17 protein-coding genes and 1 pseudogene are annotated in these 21,370 nt (G+C 58.8%); 14 read left to right on the forward strand and 4 right to left on the reverse strand.

Annotation, left to right across the window (positions count from 1 at the left end):
• Positions 1-14 precede the first annotated feature (14 nt).
• The gene (locus ACIPL2_RS10460; protein ID WP_401355770.1) at positions 15-1,163 is read left to right on the forward strand and encodes an NAD(P)/FAD-dependent oxidoreductase; all 1,149 of its coding nucleotides are present in this window, start codon (positions 15-17) and stop codon (positions 1,161-1,163) included.
• 192 nt (positions 1,164-1,355) lie between these two features.
• Positions 1,356-1,631 carry an HU family DNA-binding protein gene (locus ACIPL2_RS10465; protein WP_003213368.1) on the forward strand — a complete coding sequence of 92 codons (276 nt, stop codon included), beginning with the start codon at positions 1,356-1,358 and terminating at the stop codon, positions 1,629-1,631.
• Between the two features lie 244 nt (positions 1,632-1,875).
• On the opposite strand, the gene ACIPL2_RS10470 is transcribed toward ACIPL2_RS10465, so the two are convergent.
• The 4 genes from ACIPL2_RS10470 to tssI all read right to left on the reverse strand — a co-directional run bounded on the left by ACIPL2_RS10470 (position 1,876) and on the right by tssI (position 7,484).
• Positions 1,876-2,271, reverse strand: a complete 396-nt coding sequence (locus ACIPL2_RS10470) for a DUF6124 family protein (RefSeq protein WP_401355773.1) — start codon at positions 2,269-2,271, stop codon at positions 1,876-1,878.
• Positions 2,272-2,656: 385 nt separating this feature from the next.
• The gene (locus ACIPL2_RS10475; protein WP_401356147.1) at positions 2,657-3,307 is read right to left on the reverse strand and encodes a DUF2931 family protein; all 651 of its coding nucleotides are present in this window, start codon (positions 3,305-3,307) and stop codon (positions 2,657-2,659) included.
• Positions 3,308-3,385: 78 nt separating this feature from the next.
• Complete coding sequence (locus tag ACIPL2_RS10480) at positions 3,386-4,072, reverse strand: DUF2931 family protein (protein ID WP_401355775.1); 687 nt, start codon at positions 4,070-4,072, stop codon at positions 3,386-3,388.
• On the reverse strand, positions 4,065-7,484 hold the full coding sequence (tssI, locus tag ACIPL2_RS10485; RefSeq protein WP_401355778.1) for a type VI secretion system tip protein TssI/VgrG: 3,420 nt from the start codon (positions 7,482-7,484) through the stop codon (positions 4,065-4,067). Before tssI ends, ACIPL2_RS10480 begins: the two co-directional genes overlap by 8 nt.
• A gap of 406 nt (positions 7,485-7,890) precedes the next feature.
• Here tssI and tssA point away from each other — a divergent pair, with 406 nt between their 5' ends.
• The 12 genes and pseudogenes from tssA to tssK all read left to right on the forward strand — a co-directional run bounded on the left by tssA (position 7,891) and on the right by tssK (position 21,367).
• Positions 7,891-9,447, forward strand: coding sequence for a type VI secretion system protein TssA (gene tssA / locus ACIPL2_RS10490; RefSeq protein ID WP_401355780.1), 1,557 nt, complete (start codon positions 7,891-7,893; stop codon positions 9,445-9,447).
• A 32-nt stretch (positions 9,448-9,479) separates the two neighbouring features.
• Positions 9,480-9,983 carry a type VI secretion system contractile sheath small subunit gene (tssB, locus tag ACIPL2_RS10495; RefSeq protein ID WP_401355782.1) on the forward strand — a complete coding sequence of 168 codons (504 nt, stop codon included), beginning with the start codon at positions 9,480-9,482 and terminating at the stop codon, positions 9,981-9,983.
• A 28-nt stretch (positions 9,984-10,011) separates the two neighbouring features.
• A complete protein-coding gene (tssC, locus tag ACIPL2_RS10500; RefSeq protein ID WP_401355784.1) occupies positions 10,012-11,487 on the forward strand; it encodes a type VI secretion system contractile sheath large subunit in 1,476 nt (491 codons plus the stop codon).
• Positions 11,488-11,500: 13 nt separating this feature from the next.
• Positions 11,501-11,911 (forward strand): type VI secretion system baseplate subunit TssE, encoded by a 411-nt coding sequence (gene tssE, locus ACIPL2_RS10505; RefSeq protein WP_401355786.1) that lies wholly within the window; start codon positions 11,501-11,503, stop codon positions 11,909-11,911.
• A 16-nt stretch (positions 11,912-11,927) separates the two neighbouring features.
• Positions 11,928-13,715: a type VI secretion system baseplate subunit TssF gene (gene tssF, locus ACIPL2_RS10510; protein WP_401355789.1), complete on the forward strand. Its 1,788-nt coding sequence runs from the start codon at positions 11,928-11,930 to the stop codon at positions 13,713-13,715.
• Positions 13,679-14,686 carry a type VI secretion system baseplate subunit TssG gene (tssG, locus tag ACIPL2_RS10515; protein ID WP_401355792.1) on the forward strand — a complete coding sequence of 336 codons (1,008 nt, stop codon included), beginning with the start codon at positions 13,679-13,681 and terminating at the stop codon, positions 14,684-14,686. The genes tssF and tssG overlap by 37 nt, the downstream gene beginning before the upstream one ends.
• Positions 14,687-14,699: 13 nt before the next feature.
• Positions 14,700-16,551 (forward strand): annotated as a pseudogene (locus tag ACIPL2_RS10520) (AAA family ATPase).
• Positions 16,552-16,561: 10 nt separating this feature from the next.
• The gene (locus tag ACIPL2_RS10525; protein WP_401355794.1) at positions 16,562-18,079 is read left to right on the forward strand and encodes a sigma-54 interaction domain-containing protein; all 1,518 of its coding nucleotides are present in this window, start codon (positions 16,562-16,564) and stop codon (positions 18,077-18,079) included.
• Between the two features lie 93 nt (positions 18,080-18,172).
• Entirely contained in the window at positions 18,173-18,313 is a 141-nt protein-coding gene (locus ACIPL2_RS10530) for a type VI secretion protein (RefSeq protein ID WP_401355800.1), read from the forward strand.
• 17 nt (positions 18,314-18,330) lie between these two features.
• Positions 18,331-19,527, forward strand: coding sequence for a type VI secretion system-associated FHA domain protein TagH (gene tagH / locus ACIPL2_RS10535; RefSeq protein WP_401355802.1), 1,197 nt, complete (start codon positions 18,331-18,333; stop codon positions 19,525-19,527).
• A 5-nt stretch (positions 19,528-19,532) separates the two neighbouring features.
• Positions 19,533-20,033 carry a type VI secretion system lipoprotein TssJ gene (gene tssJ, locus ACIPL2_RS10540; protein WP_401355804.1) on the forward strand — a complete coding sequence of 167 codons (501 nt, stop codon included), beginning with the start codon at positions 19,533-19,535 and terminating at the stop codon, positions 20,031-20,033.
• 2 nt (positions 20,034-20,035) lie between these two features.
• Positions 20,036-21,367, forward strand: a complete 1,332-nt coding sequence (tssK, locus tag ACIPL2_RS10545) for a type VI secretion system baseplate subunit TssK (RefSeq protein ID WP_401355806.1) — start codon at positions 20,036-20,038, stop codon at positions 21,365-21,367.
• Positions 21,368-21,370 lie beyond the last annotated feature (3 nt).

Consider the following 21,370-nt stretch of genomic DNA (forward strand, 5'->3'; position numbering starts at 1 on the left):
GAGAGGAGTAAGGAATGAACGCACCTGTCGTGATCGTCGGTACCGGGCTGGCGGGCTACAACCTGGCCCGGGAGTTTCGCAAACTCGATGGCGAAACCCCGCTGCTGCTGATTACTGCCGATGACGGTCGCTCCTACTCCAAGCCGATGCTGTCCACCGGTTTTGGCAAAAACAAAGACGCCGACGGCCTGAGCATGGCCGAGCCCGGCACCATGGCCGAGCAATTGAAGGCCGAAGTGCGCACCCACACCCGAATCAGCGGCATCGATCCGGGTCACAAGCGTTTGTGGATCGGTGAGGAAGCGGTGATCTACCGTGACCTGATCCTCGCCTGGGGCGCAGAAACCGTGCGGGTGCCCATTGAAGGTGACGCGGCGGAGGCGGTGTTCCCGATCAACGACCTGGAAGACTACGCACGCTTTCGCGCAGCGGCGGACGGCAAGCGTCGGGTGTTGCTGCTCGGTGCCGGCCTGATCGGCTGCGAGTTTGCCAACGACCTGATCCTCGGCGGTTACGAGGTGCAACTGGTTGCACCGTGCGAACAGGTGATGCCGACCTTGCTGCACCCGGCAGCCGCCGCTGCGGTCCAGGCCGGGCTGGAAAGCCTGGGCGCGCGTTTCCACCTCGGCCCGGTGCTCAACCGTTTGCAGCGTGTCGCAGACGGGCTGGAAGCGCACCTGTCCGACGGCCAGGTCATCCCATGCGATGTGGTGGTGTCGGCCATCGGTCTGCGTCCGCGCATCGACCTGGCGGCGGCGGCCGGTCTGCAGGTCAATCGCGGCGTGGTGGTCGACCGCCACCTGAAAACCTCCCACGCCAATATCTACGCATTGGGTGATTGCGCCGAGGTCGATGGGCTGAATCTGTTGTACGTGATGCCCCTGATGAGCTGTGCGAGAGCGCTGGCACAAACCCTCGCCGGTAACCCGGTGGCGGTGAACTACGGCCCGATGCCCATCACCGTGAAAACCCCGGTTTGCCCCTTGGTGGTTTCACCGCCGCCACGGGGCACGGAGGGTGTCTGGACGGTCGAAGGGCAGGGCGCCGACATCAAGGTTTTATGCCGCGATGCCAGCGGAAAACTGCTCGGTTATGCCCTGACAGGCGCGGCCGTGATGGAAAAACTGGCCCTCAACAAAGAGCTTCCGGCACTGCTGGCGTAAATACCGGTCGTTCTGTCGGAATCACCCCGCTTTTGCCCCTACAAAGGTCGCGCCGAGACTGGCGCGGCTCTCTTGTGCATGCCATTCTCACTCCCGTCTGCCGCAGAGTAGAGCACCTGCGGCGCTTTGGGCGCTGTTCCAACGAGAACAGCACGGACATAACAACAAAAAACCGTCAAAGGGGCTTCACTAATGCGTAAACCAGAACTCGCCGCCGCCATCGCGGAAAAAGCAGATCTCACCAAAGAGCAGGCCAACCGCGTTCTCAACGCCGTTCTCGAAGAAATCACCGGCGCTCTGCACCGCAAGGACAGCGTTACGCTGGTAGGCTTCGGCACCTTCCTGCAACGCCACCGCGGAGCCCGCACCGGCAAAAACCCGCAAACCGGTGAGCCAGTGAAAATCAAGGCCAGCAACACCGTTGCCTTCAAGCCAGGCAAATCGTTGAAAGACAGCGTCAACCCGTAACACGAACCGACTGCCCGTTTGGCGGGTGAGCGGAATAAAAAATGGGCACGCCAACGAGGTTGGGTGCCCATTTTTTTGACCGCAACACTGGCCCTTGTAGGAGCCGGCTTGCCGGCGAAGGCGGCGTGTCGGTCGACATCAATGTTGATAGATGCGCTGGTTTTTGTACTCCCAGCTGACACCGTGACGCGAAAACCCCGATGGCGAGAAACGCACCCGTCGGGGTTGTTTACTGCTTGGTGAGTTAGCAGGCTGGACTTTGTTGTTTGATGAGTATCGCCGCCATTTCCGGTTCATCAAGATGATCCAGCGCTCGTTCCACCAACAAATGCACCCCATCGGCCATGCGGCTGAGCGCCAAAGCTACGGAGCGGCGTGAGCCGTCTACATCGTCAGCAAGGCCGGCGGCGATGGCGCTGATGGACAACAGGTCTTCCGAGGCGTTGGCGAGGAGGGCTTCAGTGTTGATGTCCGGGCAGACGCTGAAGAGTTGGCCGTTGCGTTTCGGTGGTTTCTTTTCGGTTGGCGGGAAGTGATGGTCGAGGGCGCGTTCGGCGGCTTCGTTTAGTTTGTTTGAGTCGGGGCTTTCATAGGGGGAGACCGGATCGGTGTCCGGTGGGTTTGGTGTAATTTTGCACATAGTCTTCAATTCCTTGGGTGATGCTGACAACACTTCGCCGACTAAACGAAGGGGTGGCAGCTGTACGCAGGTTAGTCGGACCGGGGAATTGAAGAAGCCGGCGCACCCGAAGGTGCCCTACGCACAGCCGCCATCAAATACAGGTAGGAAATACCTGTTTGAATGACGCTTGTGCAACTTCAATTACCAGCAGGCGACTAAACCCGATCACTGATGGGCAGCGACAGGAGCCAAGTTACCGAGCAGCTACAAGACGCACAAGCCGGCGGATTCTGGCGTAGCTGTAGGCAACGGCGCAAGGTGTTGTAGCTTGCAGGAAGTAACCTAAAGGCTTTTTAAACAAACGCTGTCGGGCGGTGTTTAACCATCGGAAACGTTGGCTCTCCTACCAACTTCCATAGGGAATTCCGAAATTGTCGATGTATGCTTTGGACTCTTCTGAAAGCGGCCGATGCTTTCCGTTGGACGTGCCCCCGTAAGGCCCTTTGGGATTGATCGTTCCTTGGACGCGGGTGACTTCAGTCGATTTCACGCAGGGCCCACCTAACCACACTTTGGCGATTCCTCCTGGCGCCAGGCCGACAGTCAACAGCTTTCGGTAATCGGTTTTCCATTTCCCTACCGCACCGCAAAAAGCTTCCTCACTCTGGAGCATGGTGTTTCGCGCCGACTCGGGGATCGCAATGTAGGCCTCGTAGGTCTGCGGTTCAGCCATGGACTGCCAGCGTACATAGACCAAACGAGGCAGATCAGCACCTGTTACATACCGGCCCTTTCCTCCTGGATTTTCACGCCACCCCTTTGGCTTGCCTCTGAATTCAGCCGGTACGCCTTTACTTTGCGCGCGTGGATAGCCAAGGGCGGGTATTCCGCTACCAGCACCTCGGAACACATGCTCATTTATATCCACGACATCCGCCGTTTCGATCCAAACCTCCATATAGTCAGGGGCAAAAAAGTCGAGACTCCATGCTGCATAGGGCAAAGATTTGCGATGATCCTTGGCGCATCCGCTCAAGAAGAGCGCAAGCCCCATTACACAACCTGCTTTAACTAGAAATGAGGTTTTCAACTGAAAGTCCTTCTGGTCGTGGTTTCTGATGATGTTCAGGGGTTACCAGGATCCATAGGGGATTCCAAATTGGTCGATGTAGGCTTTGGACTCTTCTGAGAGGGGTCTATGTTTTCCTTTGGACGTGCCCCCGTAGGGGCCTTCGGGATTGATCGTGCCTTGTACGCGGGTTACTTCGGTCGACAATAAGCACTGACCACCCAGCCACACCTTGGCGACTCCTCCCGGCGCAAGGCCCACTACCAGCATGTCCCTGTAATCCGTTATCCATTTGCCGTCGGCACGGCAGAAGGTTTTCTCACCTTGAAGCATGGTGTTTCGCGCAGATTCAGGGATCTCTATGTACGCTTCATAAGTCTGCGGTTCGGCCATGGATTGCCAGCGGACGTAGACTAAGCGAGGTAGATCAGCGCCTCTTACAAATCGACCTTTTCCTATTGGATGTTTAGGCCATCCTTTTGGATCACCCCTAAAATGGGTTGGTATGCCCTTACTAAACGGTCGTGGATAAGTACCAGCGGGTATTCCGCTACCGACACCTCGAAATACACGCTTATTGATATCAACGACATCCGCCGTTTCGATCCAGACCTCCATGTAGTCGAGCGAAAAAAATCTGAGACTCCAATCGTCATAAGGTAGTGATCTGTGACCGCCAAAGGCACATCCGCCCAACAGTGGTATCAGTAGCGCAAAGCCAAATTTGAGCATCCATGAGCGCTTACTCATTGGGATGAACCACGCGTACATAGTTCTCGGCGGGTCGATTGATAAACATGATGTCCAGTCCGCTGTTGTTCCAGCCTTTGGCAGCATTCCAGTTGGCAGAAAGATGAATGTAGCGGTGACAGAGCAATTCCTCCTCGAATACGTTCAATCCTGCGCGGCGGGTCTCGCCCAGCGCATAAGCCATCAGTTTTTCGGCAATCGGTTTCAGCTCCACCGGTAACGCGAACTGTTGATCCTCTTCGTCAATGACCTTGAACGGGACGTCGTGCCTGACCCCCAACTCACGCATGATGCGCAGGTAGATCAAGGCCAGATCGTTGCGCACAGTTCGCTCGCTACGAACCGCTGCATAGACATTTTTGCCTTTGGATCTATCGCCATTGGCGTTGCTAATAGTCTCTACCGACCAAGTTTTGACCTCCAGCGTCAGCCCATACAGATTGAGCTGGTCCTGAAGGCGACCCAGTTCAAGCTGAGCCCAGCGATAGGCGGTTGACTCTGTAGAAGGCACGTAGAGTTCCATGTCGCGGCTACAGCGCGGCTTGGTCAGCAGAACTCGTTCAATCATGTTCGGTAGATACCCACCACCCAGGTCAGAGTGGACGCCCGGCAGCACGATATCGGCAGCGCCGGCGCTGTTTAGCGAGAAGTTGTGGCGGCGCTCGTCCTGCGCCACCAAATGCACGACTTTTTTTGCGATATCGGGCGCCAGATACACGTTCACCCCGGGGTTGTTGGCGTCGTGGACGCTCAAGTCGCGGTCGGCAATGCTGGCTACGGCGGCCGCGGTGTCGAAGATACCGATAAAGTTGATGGCGACATCGGTGTTGGTGCGCCAGGAAAAATTCTCGATGAACAGTGAGGTGTCGGCTGGCAATAGCGTTGCCAATGGGCTCTGTTCTCCTTTCAATACTTCATTGGCAAAGTGGCGTGCGGCAGCGGCGCCACGACTGAAGCCGAAGATATCGAATTCGATAGACTCAACTTTCCGGTTGGGGTTTGCCAATTCGAATAGTCGGACTTCACTAAGGATACTTGCTGAACTCTGCTCAACTCTTGCCAATACGCCATGGGCACCTACGCCGGTCGCTTGCGAAAAACGTGAATCCTCTTCACCACTGCTGGTGCCGATACCATCCAGATATACGGGGATGTACCCGATGGTTTCATCATCAGCCAATTGCCGATTTCGGTCATCGGTGTACAGGTCATACAGCTTCGCCACATTACTCGTGCCATTCCCATAGCTGGTATCCGGCGTGTTCCCCTGACCGTCATACCCATGCATCTGACAGAAGAGCCGAATATCCTCAGCTTCCTCCTCAAGATTCACATCCCGCGCATAACAACCTGCAACCATCTCACTGTTGGATCGGTTGTTCCCGGTGCCATCAAAAAACACACCGATCCGCAATGTAATCCCTTCCTCCTCTTCCTCCAGCTCATCCGACGCTTCGTCTTCCGTTGGCTGAGGCGCAGGAGCAGGCGCGACTGACACCAACAAGCCAGCGGCTGCCCCGTGCAGTAATGTATGTGCAGCCGTACCCGGCTTTGGAGCACCGCCGACCTCAATCGCGCTACTGCTGAAAATACCGTCGGCGTTGAGCACGATGTGCTGACCGCCAACCTTTATGGAAAGGCTCTCACCGCCATCTATCACAAGGTGTGTGGCTGCCTTGATGTGCAAGTGCTCACCGGCTTCGACGACCAGCGTTTTATCGACTCTTGTATGGCTGTCGCCAGAGACATTCAGATAGTTGTTGGCGTTAACCTGGATCTTGCGATCCGACGTAACAGTGAGGTGCTCTTCACCCCCCAGCACCGTAATGCAGTCGCCCTTGATGGTGACTCGACACTCGTTGTCCACTTCCAGTCGACTGTCGTGTCCGACCTTCTGCTCCATATCCCTTTGGGCACGCAGGTAGACCAACTCCTGCCCGGCGCGATCTTCAATCGACAGTTCGTTGTAGCCGCCCGTGTTGGGGGAGCTGTGGCTGCGCAAGACGGTTTTGGTTTTGTTCTCGGGCAAGGGATAGGGTACGGGCGTGACTTTGTTGGCCACGCAACCGGTAATCAGCGGATGGTCGGGATTGCCTTCCAGGTAGGTCACCACGACTTCCATGCCGATACGCGGGACGGTCACCGAACCAAAACCTTGCCCTGCCCAGTTGGAGGCTACCCGCAGCCAGCAACTGCTTTGTTCGCTGTTACGCTCAGCCCTGTCCCAGTGGAATTCGACTTTGACGCGACCATATTCATCGCAATAGATCTCTTCACCGACAGGCCCGGTGACGCGTGCGGTCTGGCAGACCAGCGGTGCTCGTTGGGCAGGCATCGGTGGCCGATAAAACACGTCCCATGGAATCACGCTAAAGCTGTTGCGATAGCCTTGAGTGAAACCGTCTTCGGGTTTGAGGTCGCTGGCGCTTGCCTCTTCCAGTGACTGGGGTTGCTTTCCGGAGTGCGACACACTGAGTAGCAGCCACAAGTCGTTGTACGTTTTGCGCGGGTGTTCGGACAGGTCAAAGAAGTGACCGCTGCGCAGCGTCGGCTGATCGCTTTTGCCTTCGGTTAACTGGTAATCGGCACGGTGTCTTTCCAGTGCCCGCCGGGCCAACTGTTCGCCGCGTTTTTCGTTCTCGAAACACACCGGGTAGCGATAGTCTTCAAGCGCAGGGCTGAACTCGGCAGTGAAGCGGCTTTCCAGCAACCGGGTCGGGCGTTTCAGGTCGTAGTGCCGGTGCGTGGTCGTGCTGGGGCGGGTGCGAAAACGTGTGGAAAACTGATTCACGACCGGATGCTCTGCCACCATGCCGGAATCTTGCTGATAAGGAGTTTCCCCCAGTTTGGGAAAAAAGGTCTGATCGTCGGTAAACACCAGTAGATGGCCGTCAACCGAATGCTGGTGATGCCACGCGATACCCTCCTCTGCGCACAGCCGCTGGAGAAACATAAAACCGGTTTCATCATATTGAGTGCAGTACTCGCGCTCAGGGCTATTTCTGACATGGAAGGCAAACGCATCGGTCTGAATGCCGTGACCTTTGAGCACCTGAGCGATGATTTGCGGCACCGTCTGGCGCTGGAAAATCCGCTGATCGCGACTGAACTGCAAGTAGTGCAGCGCCGGTATCAAGCTCACGCTATAGCGGCTCAGGCGCTTGCCGACATCACTGGCGCACACCTCATTGATATGGCCATGCAGACCTTCGCCGTTATGGCCGAATTGGAGAAACGCCGGTTGGCCGAGCAGGCTCTCCAGATCGACATCGGGGTATTCGCTGACCAGGTCGATTTGAATTGAGTACAAGGAGCTGATGGTTTCAGTGCCTTCAAAGGCCAGTACTTTGAAATCGTTGCGAACGGTGGGAATCACAAGTGTGAAGGGGGCTGCATTGGTCGTTGCGAACATGCGCTTATCCTTTTGCTTTTTATTAGCTCGTCCTTGAGCTGGAAGTGAAAACATAACTTCAGGAGCAAACCCATTCGGGCTCGAACCTGCATCAATTGCTGAAGCACGCTAACAAGGCATGGAAACGATTAATGTAGGAAAGCTCTCTTACATCGGTCAGAAACTTCCCGTATTGCAGGATATTGCATAAGAGGCGGGCATGTATCGCGGTAATTATTCCTACTTCAAAGTGCCATTAATTCGATGGCTATTTAATTTACTGCTTTCATATCCATGCATTTTCAGAAGCGTCCTACATTTTTCTTTTTGGATTTTTGTCATTCTCTGTGTCGGCTTCGGCTACAGGGTGATGACCTCATTGAAACTCCAATTAGCGATTGACCCTAACTCTTAATAAAGGCCATGGATGACTTACTCAAACAAACTTTCCGCTCATTACCTCGAACTCGCGAAAGTCTCTGTGTCCCAAGAGAATTTCGCAGGCGTGGATGCTCGCTATTCGATCGACTATGAAGCGTTAGAAAGTGAGCTGGGCAAAGCCCAATCCATGCACGAAAGCGGTCAGATCGACTGGCTGAAAATCCGCGATAACAGCGAAAAACTGCTGCGCACCCAATCCAAGGATCTGCGGGTTGGCGCCTGGCTGACCTGGGCTCTGTACCAGCGTGAATCCTTTCCGGGGCTGCTGGCCGGTCTCGGTTTGCTGCACCACTTGTGTGAACACCACTGGACCGATATTTACCCGAGCAAGGGCCGCACCCGCTCCGCTGCCATCAGTTGGTTGGTGCCGCGTCTTGAGCAGGTCCTGAACGAAAACATCGCGATCAAGGAGCAACTTCCCCTGTTCCGCCGTCTGGTGGAGCATCTGGAAGGCCTCGATGCTGCCTGCACCGCGCACCTGGGTGACGATGCGCCGTTGCTGCTGCCGATCTCCCGCCGCTTGAAAAACCAGGTCCAGCGCGCCGCCGACAACCAGCCGGAGCCCGGTGTGGTGAGCGCGGCGGTGGCTCAGGTCAAGCAGGCCGCTACGCAGTTGTTCACTCCCGGCGCACCGATCGACAACGAGAAAGAGGCCCACAAAGCCTTGCGCGCCCAACAGGAAAACGCTCGCCCGCTGTGCGCCTGGTGGCTCAAGCAGAAAGCCACCGACCTGCGTGCACTGCGACTGAATCGCACGCTGCTATGGTTGCCCGTCGATGCCGTGCCCGAGCGCAACGCCGAACAGATCACTGCGCTGCGCGGCATGCCGGCCGACAAACTCAAGTCCTTTCAGGACCGTTACGACCAAGCGAAGTACGCCGACCTGCTGGTGGAACTGGAGACGAGCCTGGCGAAGGCGCCGTTCTGGTTCGACGGTCAGCGAATGGTCTGGGAATGCCTGCAGAATCTGAATGCCGAAATGGCCATGCGTGAAGTGGAAATCCACTTCTCGCTGTTGATTCAGCGCCTGCCCGGCATCATCGAATTGCGTTTCCAAAACGGCGCCCCATTCGCCGATCCGGCCACTCGCGCCTGGATCAGCGCCCACGTCATGCCGCATCTGCAAAGTGCCAGTGCGCCGCGCAAGGCCGAAGTCGTCGACACCCAACCGGCCTGGGAACTGGCTCTGGAAGCCGTGTTGCCGATCCTGCGCAAGGACGGCCTCAAGGCTGCCGTACAAATCCTCAAGCAGGACCTGCAAAGCGCCCAAGGCGGGCGCGTTCGATTCTTCTGGCAGTTCGCTCTCGCGCGGCTGTGTTTCATCGCCAAGAAATATGAACTGGCCAAGACCCAACTCGAAACCCTCGACCAAACATTACAGGACTCAGGCCTGAACGCCTGGGAGCCCGATCTTGCGCTGGAGGTGCTGCATTTGCTGCATAGCTGCTGCGAGTTGTTACCGCAGAACCATGCCGTCCGTGAACGCAAGGAAGAGATATATCGCAGGCTGTGCCATCTCGATCTCGAAGTGGTACTCGAATAGGCCCACGGGCCACAACCGCAAGGAAATTAGCCATGGCCAAAGAAGGCTCGGTAGCCCCCAAGGAACGCATCAACGTCACGTTCAAACCTGCCACCGGCGGCGCTCAGGAAGAGATTGAACTGCCGCTGAAATTACTGGCAATCGGTGACTACACCCACCGCAAGGACGAACGCAAAGTCGAAGATCGCAAGCCGATCAGCATCGACAAAATGACCTTCGACGAGGTGCTGGCCAAGCAAGAGCTGCAACTGACGCTGAGCGTACCGAACCGTCTTCAGGAAGAGGGCAGCACTGATGAGTTGGGCGTGCAGCTATGCGTCAACTCGATGAAGGACTTCAACCCGGCCAGCCTGGTCCAGCAAGTGCCTGAACTGAAAAAACTGATGGAACTGCGCGACGCGTTGGTCGCCCTCAAAGGCCCGCTGGGTAACGCGCCTGCGTTCCGCAAAGCCATCGAAGGCGTTCTCGCCGACGACGAATCCCGCGGACGCGTACTGGGTGAGCTGGGCCTGAACGCCGCAGCGCAGAACGCTTGAGTCTCCATCAGCCAAGGAAGCCAACACTATGAGCACCAGCGCAGCGCAGCAAAAGAGTCACGAGAACGGCGAATACAGCATTCTCGACAGCATCATCGCCGAAACCCGCCTGACCCCGGACGACGAAGCCTACGGCATCGCCAAGCGCGGTGTGTCGGCGTTCATCGAGGAGCTGCTCAAGCCGCAGAACCATGGTGAGCCGGTCAAGAAAGCCATGGTTGATCGCATGATTGCCGAGATCGATGCCAAGCTCAGTCATCAGATGGACGAAATCCTCCATCACCCGCACTTCCAGTCCCTGGAGTCCTCGTGGCGTGGCTTGCAACTGCTGGTCGAGCGCACCAACTTCCGCGAAAACATCAAGATCGAAATCCTCAACGTCTCTAAAGAAGACTTGCTGGACGACTTCGAAGATTCGCCGGAAGTGATGCAGGCGGGCCTGTACAAGCACATCTACACCGCTGAATACGGCCAGTTCGGTGGCCAGCCGGTGGGCGCGATTATTGCCAATTACTTCATGTCCCCAAGCTCGCCGGACGTGAAGCTGATGCAGTACGTGTCCAGCGTTGCCTGCATGGCCCATGCGCCGTTCATTGCCGCTGCCGGTCCAAAATTCTTCGGCCTGGAAAGCTTCACCGGCCTGCCGGACCTGAAGGATCTGAAAGATCACTTCGACGGCCCGCACTTCGCCAAATGGCAGAGCTTTCGCGAATCGGAAGACGCTCGTTACGTTGGCCTGACCGTACCGCGCTTCCTGCTGCGTAACCCGTACGATCCGGAAGAAAACCCGGTCAAATCGTTCGTGTACAAGGAAACCGTCGCCAACAGCCACGAACACTATCTGTGGGGCAACACTGCCTACGCGTTCGGCACCCGGCTGACCGACAGTTTCGCCAAATTTCGCTGGTGCCCGAACATCATCGGCCCGCAGAGCGGTGGCTCCGTTGAAGACCTGCCGTTGCACCACTTCGAAAGCATGGGCGAAATCGAAACCAAGATCCCGACCGAAGTACTGGTGTCGGACCGTCGAGAATACGAGCTGGCCGAGGAAGGCTTCATTTCCCTGACCATGCGCAAGGGCAGCGACAACGCGGCGTTCTTCTCCGCCAGCTCGGTGCAGAAGTCGAAGTTCTTCGGCATCAGCGCTGAAGGCAAGACGGCCGAGCTGAACTACAAGCTCGGCACACAACTGCCCTACATGATGATCGTCAACCGCCTGGCTCATTACTTGAAAGTGCTGCAACGCGAGCAACTCGGTTCGTGGAAAGAACGCACCGACCTCGAACTGGAACTGAACAAGTGGATCCGCCAGTACGTGGCCGACCAGGAAAACCCGAGCGCCGAAGTCCGTGGCCGGCGTCCGCTGCGCGCTGCGCAAATCGTCGTCAGCGATGTTGAAGGCGAGCCTGGCTGGTACCGCGTCAGCCTGAATGTGCGCCCGCATTTCAAATACATGGGTGCCGATTTCACCCTGTCGCTGGTGGGCAAGCTGGACAAAGAGTAAGCGGAGCGAGCGCATGACCGGATACGGCAGCCTATTCGAACGCCTGGGGGGCGACGCAGAAAAACGCGTCGGCTGGAGTCTTGAAGTTTGCGCCATGGCGTCCGTGGCTGCCCATCTGGCCAAGATGCTCAGCACCCGTGCGGGCAGTGTGCAAACGCTGTCCGACTACGGGCTCCCCGATCTCAATGACATGCGCCTGAGCCTGCACGACTCCCTGAGTCAGGCGCGCCTGGCCATCGAACGTTTCATCGAAGCCTACGAGCCACGCCTGAGCAACGTGCGTGTCATCTCCCTGCCGCGTGAACACGATCAGCTTCGCCTGTCCTTCAGTATCGAAGGCTTGCTGGAAGTCGAGGGTTTCAAGCGCCAGGTCAGTTTCGCCGCGCGCCTGGATGGCATCGGCCAAGTCAACGTCAGCCAATGACCAACAGGTACTGCGCGTGTCCTTAAACCACTACTACCAAAGCGAACTCACCGCACTTCGCCAGTTAGGTCGTCGATTCGCCGAGCGTAGCCCGGCGTTGGCGCCTTTCCTGGGGCAGGCGGGGCGAGATCCGGACGTGGAGCGGTTGCTTGAAGGCTTTGCGTTCCTGACCGGTCGCCTGCGCCAGAAGCTCGACGACGAGTTGCCGGAGCTCAGCCATTCGTTGATGCACCTGCTGTGGCCCAACTACATGCGGCCGGTGCCGGCGTTCAGCATTTTGCAATTCGATCCGATGACGCGTTCCGGTCCGGCGTTGGTGGTGGAGCGTGAAACGCCGGTTGAAAGTGTGCCGATCGACGGCGTGCATTGCCGTTTCCACACCTGTTATCCGACTGAGGTTTTGCCACTGGATCTGGCCGCGCTGACGTACTCGGTGAAGGGGGACGGTTCGCTCCTGAGCCTGCGTCTGGAGATGAGCGCCGATGGGCACTTGGGCGAGTTGGAACTGAGTCGCCTGCGTCTGCACTTCGCGGGTGAGCGCTACATCAGCCAGATGCTTTACCTCAGCCTGTTGCGCAATCTGCAAGGCATCGAGCTGATCCCGCTGGACGGTGCGGGTCAGCCCATCAATGGCGTCAACGACACGCCGATGGCGTTCAAGATCCCCGGCGACCGGGTGCAACCGGTGGGGTTTGCCGAAGAAGAGGCGTTGATTCCCTACCCTCTGAACACGTTCCGCGGCTATCGCTACCTGCAGGAATATTTCGCCTTCCAGGACAAGTTCCTGTTCGTCGACATCAACGGCCTGGACCTGCTCAAGGCCTTGCCGGAAGACACCCTCAAGCAGATGCGTGGCCTGGAACTGCGCTTCGATATTCGCAAGAGTGGCATCCAGCGACTGCGCCCGACCCTGGACAACGTGAAGCTCTACTGCACGCCGATCGTGAACCTGTTCAAGCACGATGCAATGCCGATCCGCCTCGACGGCAAGCAGGACGAATACCTGCTGCTGCCAGCCGAATACAACCTGGAAAGCTGCGGGGTCTTCTCGGTGGAAAGTGTCACTGGCTGGAAACCCGGCGGCCACGGTTACCAGGCCTATGTGCCGTTCGAATCCTTCGAGCACGACCCGAGTTTCGACGTCCCCACCAGCCGTCCCCATTACAGCATTCGCCAGCGTCCATCTTCGCTGCACGACGGCCTGGACACCCATCTGAGCTTTAGTCTGCGCCAAACCGTAGCCCACGAAACCCTGTCGATCGAGTTGATGTGCACCAACCAGAACCTGCCGCGCAAGCTCAAGCTCGGCGACATCAGCCGAGCCGGCGACAAGACGCCGGAATTTTTGAGCTTCCGCAACATTACCCCGGCCACCTCGAGTTTCGCGCCGCCGCTGAACCGTGACTTCCTGTGGAAGCTGATCAGCAACATGTCGCTTAACTACCTGTCCCTGGCCGACGTCAACGCGTTGAAGGTGATTCTCGAAACCTACGACCTGCCGCGCTACTACGACCAACACGCGGCAAAAGTCAGCCTGCGCCTGCTGGGCGGGCTCAAGTCGATCAAGCACCAGCACGTTGACCGATTGCACCGAGGATTGCCGGTACGCGGGTTGCGCACCGAGCTGACCATCGACCCGCAAGGGTATATCGGCGAAGGCGATGTGTTCGTGTTCGCGTCGGTTCTCAACGAGTTTTTCGCGCTTTACGCCAGCCTCAACTCGTACCACGAGTTGCGGGTGAAAAGTACACAAGGAGAGGTGTACCAATGGACACCACGAATGGGCCTGCAGCCCCTGCTTTGAATGGGCTGACCCGGGTAATACGCGAGTACTCGCTGTTTCAGGCCGTGCTGCTGGTGGTTGACCGGTTGCGCGAGGCGCACCCGCAACTGAGCGAAGACGACCTGTACGACCAGCTGGAATTCCAGGCCAATCCGAGCCTGGGTTTCCCCGGCAGCGATGTCGATCGCGTGGCGTTTTTCGAAGAGCACGGGCAACTGCGCGCGCGCTTGCGGTTCAACCTGATTGGCCTGGTGGGCGCCGGTTCGCCGCTGCCGGCGTTTTACGGTGAACAAGCGCTGGGCGATAGCGAAGACGGTAACCCGACCCGCAACTTCCTTGACCTGTTCCACCATCGCCTGCAACGGCTGATGCTGCCGATCTGGCAAAAATACCGTTACCGCGCCAGCTTCCAGAGTGGCGCCCTCGATCCGTTTTCTTCGCAGCTGTTTGCATTGATCGGCCTCGGCGGCGAAGAGATCCGCAAAGCCCAGGAACTGAACTGGAAACGCCTGCTGCCCTACCTCGGCCTGCTCAGCTTGCGGGCGCACTCGGCGGCATTGATCGAAGCGGTGCTGCGTTACTACTTCAAGCATGCCGAACTGACCATCGAGCAGTGCATCGAGCGCCGCGTCGAAATCCTCGACGAACAACGCAATTGTTTGGGGCACGCCAACAGCCTGCTCGGCGAAAACCTGGTGCTGGGCGAACACGTGCGCGACCGCAGCGGCAAATTCCGCATTCACATCCGCGAACTCGACTGGCGGCGCTTTCACGAATTCCTGCCGATCGGTTTCGGCTACCAGCCGCTGTGCGCGCTGGTGCGTTTCACCCTGCGTGACCCGCTTGATTGCGACATGCGCCTGGTCCTGCGCCAGGAAGAAATCCGTGAGCTGCGCATCGGCGATCAGAACGCCTGTCGGCTGGGATGGACCAGTTGGCTCGGCCGCGAAAAAGCGGACGGCGTAGTGACCCTGGGCAGCAAAATTCATTAAGGACAGATGACCAATGATCACCGTAGACCTGCAACAACTGATCCAGGCGCTGGACGCCGAAACCCGTCGTGACCTGGAAAGTTCTGCCGAACGCTGCGTCGCTCGTGGCGGCAGCAAGATCCTCGTCGAAGACCTGCTGCTGGGCCTGCTGGAGCGCCCGCAAGGCTTGCTCGCTCGCGCAGTACAAGACGCCGAAGTGGATGCCGGTGAACTGAGCGCCGCGTTGCAATCGCGGGTCGAGCACAGCGCTTCGCGCAATCCGGTGTTTGCCCCGGAACTGGTGCAGTGGCTGCAAGATGCGTTGCTGGTGGCCAACGGTCAGCGAAGCGGTGACCATCCTTCGTGGCCTGGCTCAGGTGTATGAAAAGAGCCACGGCATCTACCTGCGCGATGACGCCGTGGTGGCGGCGGCCGAGCTGTCTGCCCGTTACCTCGCGGGTCGCCAGCTGCCAGACAAAGCCGTCGATGTGCTCGATACCGCATGTGCTCGCGTGCGCATCAGCCTCGCCGCCGCCCCGGAAAGTCTTGAGCATCTGCGAGGCGAATTGGCCGAAGGTGGCCGTCAGCGTCAGGCCCTGCGCCGCGACGCTGAAGCAGGTTTGCTGATCGATCATGAAACGCTGGACGCTTTAGAAGATCGACTGGCCGCCGCCGAAGACGAAAGGGGCGCGCTGGAAACCCTCTGGATCGAACAGCGAGACCTGGCCGAGCGCCTGCTGCACCTGCGTCAGCAACTGGCCAAGGCCCGTGAAACGGCTGCCATCGATGAAACCCAGAGCGTCAAATCCCTGGAAGCCGCACTGAACGAAACCCACCGAACCCTGACCGATGCCCAAGTCAAAGAACGGCTGGTGAGTTTCGAAGTGTGCCCGCGTCTGGTGGCTGAAGTGATCAGCGCCTGGACCGGCGTGCCGCTGGCGCAACTGGCCCGCGAACACAATGCCAAGGTTGCGAGTTTTGCCACTGACCTGCGCTCGCGCATTCGCGGTCAGGAGCAAGCCGTTCACGCCCTGGATCGCTCGATGCGCGCCACCGCTGCCGGCCTGAACAAACCGGATGCGCCGGTAGGGGTGTTCCTGTTGGTCGGCCCGAGCGGCGTCGGCAAGACTGAAACGGCGCTGGCCCTCGCCGATTTGCTGTATGGCGGCGATCGTTTCATCACCACCCTCAACATGTCCGAGTTCCAGGAAAAGCACACCGTCTCGCGTCTGATCGGTGCGCCACCGGGTTATGTCGGTTATGGCGAAGGGGGCATGCTCACCGAGGCCGTGCGACAGAAACCGTACTCGGTGGTGTTGCTCGATGAAGTCGAGAAAGCCGACCCGGACGTGCTCAACCTGTTCTACCAAATCTTCGACAAAGGTGTAGCGAATGACGGGGAAGGGCGCGAGATCGACTTCCGCAATACGCTGATCCTGATGACCTCGAACCTGGGCAGCGAGCACATTAGCGAGCTCTGCGAAAACGGCGCGCGGCCCACCGCCAAAGTGCTCGAGGAAACCATCCGCCCGGTCCTCAGCAAGCACTTCAAACCGGCGCTGCTGGCGCGGATGCGCGTGGTGCCTTACTACCCGGTGGGCGGTCAGGTGCTGCGCGAGTTGATCGAAATCAAACTCGGCCGTTTGAGCGAACGGCTGAACCGTCGTCAGCTGGATTTCACTTACTCCCGGGACCTTGTCGATCACTTGGCCGAACGCTGCACCCAAAGCGACAGCGGCGCACGCCTGATCGATCACTTGCTGGACCTGCACGTGCTGCCACTGATAGCCGATCGTTTGCTCGATGCGATGGCCGCCGGCGAAAGCCTCAAACGCGTCCACGCAACCCTCGACGGCAATGCCGGCGTCATCTGCGAGTTCGCTTGAGGTGGGCGTGATGTTCACTCAAGTGCCACAGCCGCTGGTGTATGCCGAAGCGTTGCTGGCGCAGTTCTCCAGCCTGTCGAGGGCCGCGGACGGCGCAGCCCTGCTGGGGGATTTCGTGTGCGGGTTGGCTGAGCTCAGCGGTTGTGAGCTGACGCAGCTGTACCTGCTGGACGCCACTCACGCGAGACTGGGAATGAATGCCGAGTGCCTGAACGGTATCCTGCAACCCCGGGAAGCGACGAGCCTGCCGACGGATTACAACGGCGAACAACTGCTGCAATTCGCCCTGTGCAAAAAACGCGTGGTGTGCCTCAGCGAGTTGAGTGGCAGCCTGCATGAAACCGGCTTTTTGCCGCCGCAGGCCACGCCTTGGCAGTCGCTCCTGTGCGTGCCGTTGATCAACCAGCAGGAGGCCGTCGAAGGGTTACTGGTGTGTGCCAGTCACCGGCATACCGAGCTGCAGGGCTTTGCCGATTCCCTGGGTCAATTGGGTTCGTTCATGCTGGGTCAATTGCGTCTGCAGCAACGGCACCACCGACCCTCTGGCGACGTACGACCGGCACCGATGAGCATTCCGAGCGCGAATGGTTTTGGTCTGATCGGCAAGAGCTTCGCCATGCGCCAGACGTGTTCGCTGATCGGTAAAGTGCTGAACAGCCCTTACACCGTGTTGTTGCGCGGCGAGACCGGTACCGGCAAGGAAGTGGTTGCGCGAGCTATTCATGACGGCGGCCCGCGACGCTCACAGGCATTCATCGTGCAGAACTGCGCGGCGTTCCCCGAAAACCTGCTGGAGAGTGAGCTGTTCGGCTATCGCAAAGGCGCATTCACCGGCGCCGACCGCGACCGCGCCGGGCTGTTCGACGCGGCCAACGGCGGCACTTTGCTGCTGGACGAAATTGGCGACATGCCGTTGTCCCTGCAAGCCAAATTACTGCGTGTCTTGCAGGAAGGTGAAATCCGTCCGTTGGGTTCCAACGCCACCCATAAAATCGACGTGCGCATCATCGCCGCGACTCACCGGGATTTGTCGCTGCTGGTCAGCGAAGGCAAATTCCGCGAGGACTTGTACTACCGCCTCGCGCAATTCCCGATTGAGCTGCCGGCCCTGCGTCAGCGTGAAGGCGACATCCTCGACCTGGCCCGCCACTTTGCCGACAAGGCCTGCACGTTCTTGCAACGGGATGCGGTGCGCTGGTCCGATGCCGCGCTGGATCACCTGTGCGCGTATGCCTTCCCCGGCAACGTCCGGGAGCTCAAAGGTCTGGTCGAGCGTGCGGTGCTTTTATGCGAAGGCGGCGAGCTGCTGGCCGAGCATTTTTCCCTGCGCATCGATGTCATGCCCAAAGGCAATAGCCTGAGCCTGCGTGAACGGCTCGGGCAGGTCGAACGCAGCCTGTTGCTCGATTGCCTGCGCAAAAACGACGGCAACCAGACCCACACGGCCCGTGAACTCGGGCTGCCACGCCGCACGCTGCTCTATCGCCTCGGGCGCCTGAATATCAATCAAGGTGCCTTCGATGGCTAAGCAACAGAACGTCGATTCCACCTCATCCGCTTATTGCAGCGTTGCCCGAACGGGCCGGCGCCCTGTGCATCGTCTACCCCTGGAGACCCTCTGATGTCTGTTCGTCACTGGCAAGCCGTCCTGCTGACCTTCGTCGTTCTATGCGGCCTCGGTGGCTGCAGCGGCAATTACAAATTCAACGACGACACCTATCGCCCCTTGGGCGATCCGCAGGCGGTCAATCGCGGCAAGTGACCGCAAGGAGTATCACCATGGAATTGGTTTTCGAAATGCTCAACACCAAGCAGTTCGTGCCCACGGACTTGTGCCAGAAAACCTTCAAGCAGGCGGGCGGCGTGATTGGCCGGGGCGAGGATTGCGACTGGATCATTCCGGATCGCAAGCGTCACCTGTCCAACCACCATGCGTTGATCAGTTACTGCGACGGCGCGTTTTTCCTGACCGATACCAGCAGCAACGGTATTCAAGACAGCGCAAGCGGCGCGCGTCTCTGCAAAGGCGAAGCGATGCGCGTCGAACACGGCAGCGTCTATGTGCTGGGTGATTTCGAGGTTCGCGCGCGGTTGGTGCGCGACCCGGCGACCTTCGACGTTGAAGCCGGCCGGCCGCAAGCCGCGGGCAGCACCATTCCGGACGACGCGTTCCTCGAACTCGACCCGCTGAACGCCCTCGACCGGCAAGAGCACGTGTACTCGGAAATCGATGAACTGAGCGCGCTCAACGAACCGCGTCAGGCGTCGAAACAACGCGCCGACTATGCGCGTATCGACATGGAATGCCTGATGGTACCGGAGCTGATCGACGCCCCCGCCGAACCCGTCGCGGCGCCAACACCGAAAACTTTCGAGCGTCAGAGCGAAGGTTTCTGGGAGCAATTCGGCGCCGCATTGGGCGTGGATCTCAATAGCCTCGACCACGACGCCCGTGAAGCCTTGGCAATGAATGCCGCACGCCTGCTCAAACAGAGTGTCGGCGGTTTACAGCAGAGCCTGCGTACCCGCAGCGAGCTGAAAAACGAACTGCGTCTGGCGCAGACCACTGTGCAAGGCAGCCACAAGAATCCGCTGAAATTCGCGGTCGACGCCAGTGACGCGTTGGGCATTTTGCTGCAACCGGGCAAGCCGGGCCAGTTGCCCGCCGAGCATGCAATCTCTCGTGCCTTCGGTGATTTGCAGGCGCATCAGGTGGCGTTGCTCACCGCCACTCGCGCGGCTGTTCGCGGCACGCTGGAACACTTCTCGCCACAACAATTGACCCTGCGCTTCGAGCGCGACACCAAGCCGTTGCTCGCCACGTCCGGCAGCCGCTGGAGAGCTTACGGTCGCTATCACCAGGCCCTGCGTCAGGACGATGACTGGAGCGAACGCCTGCTGGCTCGCGACTTCGCTCAGGCCTACGAAGAACAGATCCGTTTGATTTCCGCCCTTCACACCGACCACCAAGGATGATGCGCATGTCTCGCTGCTCGACCGCTTTTTTCAAGACGCTGACTGTGCTTACGGCCTTGTTGGTGCTGGCTGGCTGCTCGTCGCTGTCACCGTTTTCTCACGTGACCAAGCTGAACGTGAAGCTCACCGCCAGCGATCAGCTGAACCCGGACCTCAACGGTCGCCCGTCTCCCATCGTCGTGCGCCTGTTCGAACTCAAACACCCGGTGGCCTTCGAGAACGCCGACTTTTTCAGCCTCTATGAGCGTGCCAGGGAATCCCTGGCCCCGGACCTGGTGGCCAGCGAAGAACTCGAGCTACGCCCGGGAGAAACCGTCGAGCTCAAGCTCAGTGTGCAAGAGGGCAGTCGTTATGTAGGCATCCTCGCGGCCTATCGCGACCTGCCGGAAACCAAATGGCGCTACACGGTGCAACTCACCCCGATGGATGTCACCGAGGCCGACCTCACGCTCGACCAGGCCGGAATCCGCCACAGCAACGAAACGCTCGCCAAGGCGGATGACTGACCATGAATACCGACAAAGTCATTTGGCAGGAAGGCATGCTCCTGCGTCCGCAGCACTTCCAGCACAACGATCGCTACTACGACCATCAGATGAAGACCCGCACCCAGTTGCTGGGCAACTACACCTGGGGTTTCCTGAACCTGGACATCGACTTGCAGTACCTCAATATGGGCAAACTGGTGATCAGCCAGGCCTCGGGGATTCTGCCGGACGGCAGCCTGTTCGAGCTGAGTGGCAGTACTGAGCCGTTGGCGCTGGATGTGCCGCCGAACACCGGCAAAACGCCGATTTACCTGGCGCTGCCGCTGGTCACCGGCAACCACATCGAGTCGCGCCGTCCAGAGCAAGCCGATGTGTTGGCGCGCTACACCACCTACGAAACACAAGTGGCCGACTCCAACGCCGGCGACGACTCCGCCAGCCAGGTCAGCTGCGCCCGTCCAGACTTTCGTTTGTTGCTCGGCGAGCAGCAGAGCGATCAGGCTTATGTGAAGCTGAAGATCTGCGAAGTGCTCAATACCACGCCCGACGGCGTGATCAGCCTCGACCCGGACTTCGTACCGACCTTCATTCAGGCGCATTCGTCCAGCTATCTGCTGTCATGCCTCAAAGAAGTCATCAGCATGCTGGGTCATCGTGGCGACACCATCGCCGAGCGGATTCGCTCCAACGGCAAGGTCGGTGGCGCGGAGGTCGGCGATTTCATGATGCTGCAACTGATCAACCGCACCGAGCTATTGCTGCGTCACTACCTCGGCCTGGAGCAGATTCACCCGGAAGCGTTGTACCGCACACTGCTGACCCTGCTCGGCGAGCTGGCGACGTTTTCCAGCGACAGCAAGCGCCCGCGTCTGGACAGCCGTTACCAGCACAGCGACCAGGGCGCGAGCTTTCGTAAATTGATGGAAGCGATTCGTCAGGTGCTGTCGATGGTGCTCGAACAGCACGCCATCGAGCTGGTACTGCAAGCGCGTCAGTACGGCATCATCGTCTCGCCGTTGCTCGATCACAAACTGCTCGGGTCGGCGTCGTTCGTACTAGCGGCCAGTGCCCATTGCGACCCCGAAGAACTGCGCCATCGCTTGCCGGCCCATCTCAAGGTCGGCCCGGTGGAGCTCATTCGCCAGCTGGTCAACCTGCATCTGCCTGGCTTCAAGGTCAAACCCCTGCCGGTGGCCCCTCGGCAGATCGCGTTTCACTCCAACAAAACCTATTTCATTCTCGAACTCAGTGCCGAAGACCTGGCGCAACTTGAGCGCTCAGGCGGCTTTGCGTTCCACGTATCCGGGGAATTTGCCGAGCTTGAACTGAAATTCTGGGCCATCAGGAACTGACCG

Origin of the sequence: Pseudomonas sp. NPDC086251, from assembly GCF_044746405.1 — a bacterium.
In the GTDB taxonomy this organism is placed as follows: domain Bacteria; phylum Pseudomonadota; class Gammaproteobacteria; order Pseudomonadales; family Pseudomonadaceae; genus Aquipseudomonas.

Coding starts and splice junctions, on each gene's coding strand:
- ACIPL2_RS10480 (WP_401355775.1), bottom strand. CDS start 4,072: ATGAGTAAGCGCTCATGGATGCTCAAATTTGGCTTTGCGCTACTGATA.
- ACIPL2_RS10470 (WP_401355773.1), bottom strand. CDS start 2,271: ATGTGCAAAATTACACCAAACCCACCGGACACCGATCCGGTCTCCCCC.
- tssK (WP_401355806.1), top strand. CDS start 20,036: ATGAATACCGACAAAGTCATTTGGCAGGAAGGCATGCTCCTGCGTCCG.
- tssC (WP_401355784.1), top strand. CDS start 10,012: ATGAGCACCAGCGCAGCGCAGCAAAAGAGTCACGAGAACGGCGAATAC.
- tssI (WP_401355778.1), bottom strand. CDS start 7,484: ATGTTCGCAACGACCAATGCAGCCCCCTTCACACTTGTGATTCCCACC.
- tagH (WP_401355802.1), top strand. CDS start 18,331: ATGGAATTGGTTTTCGAAATGCTCAACACCAAGCAGTTCGTGCCCACG.
- tssB (WP_401355782.1), top strand. CDS start 9,480: ATGGCCAAAGAAGGCTCGGTAGCCCCCAAGGAACGCATCAACGTCACG.
- ACIPL2_RS10475 (WP_401356147.1), bottom strand. CDS start 3,307: ATGGGGCTTGCGCTCTTCTTGAGCGGATGCGCCAAGGATCATCGCAAA.
- ACIPL2_RS10465 (WP_003213368.1), top strand. CDS start 1,356: ATGCGTAAACCAGAACTCGCCGCCGCCATCGCGGAAAAAGCAGATCTC.
- ACIPL2_RS10525 (WP_401355794.1), top strand. CDS start 16,562: ATGTTCACTCAAGTGCCACAGCCGCTGGTGTATGCCGAAGCGTTGCTG.
- tssE (WP_401355786.1), top strand. CDS start 11,501: ATGACCGGATACGGCAGCCTATTCGAACGCCTGGGGGGCGACGCAGAA.
- tssG (WP_401355792.1), top strand. CDS start 13,679: ATGGACACCACGAATGGGCCTGCAGCCCCTGCTTTGAATGGGCTGACC.
- ACIPL2_RS10460 (WP_401355770.1), top strand. CDS start 15: ATGAACGCACCTGTCGTGATCGTCGGTACCGGGCTGGCGGGCTACAAC.
- tssJ (WP_401355804.1), top strand. CDS start 19,533: ATGTCTCGCTGCTCGACCGCTTTTTTCAAGACGCTGACTGTGCTTACG.
- tssA (WP_401355780.1), top strand. CDS start 7,891: ATGACTTACTCAAACAAACTTTCCGCTCATTACCTCGAACTCGCGAAA.
- ACIPL2_RS10530 (WP_401355800.1), top strand. CDS start 18,173: ATGTCTGTTCGTCACTGGCAAGCCGTCCTGCTGACCTTCGTCGTTCTA.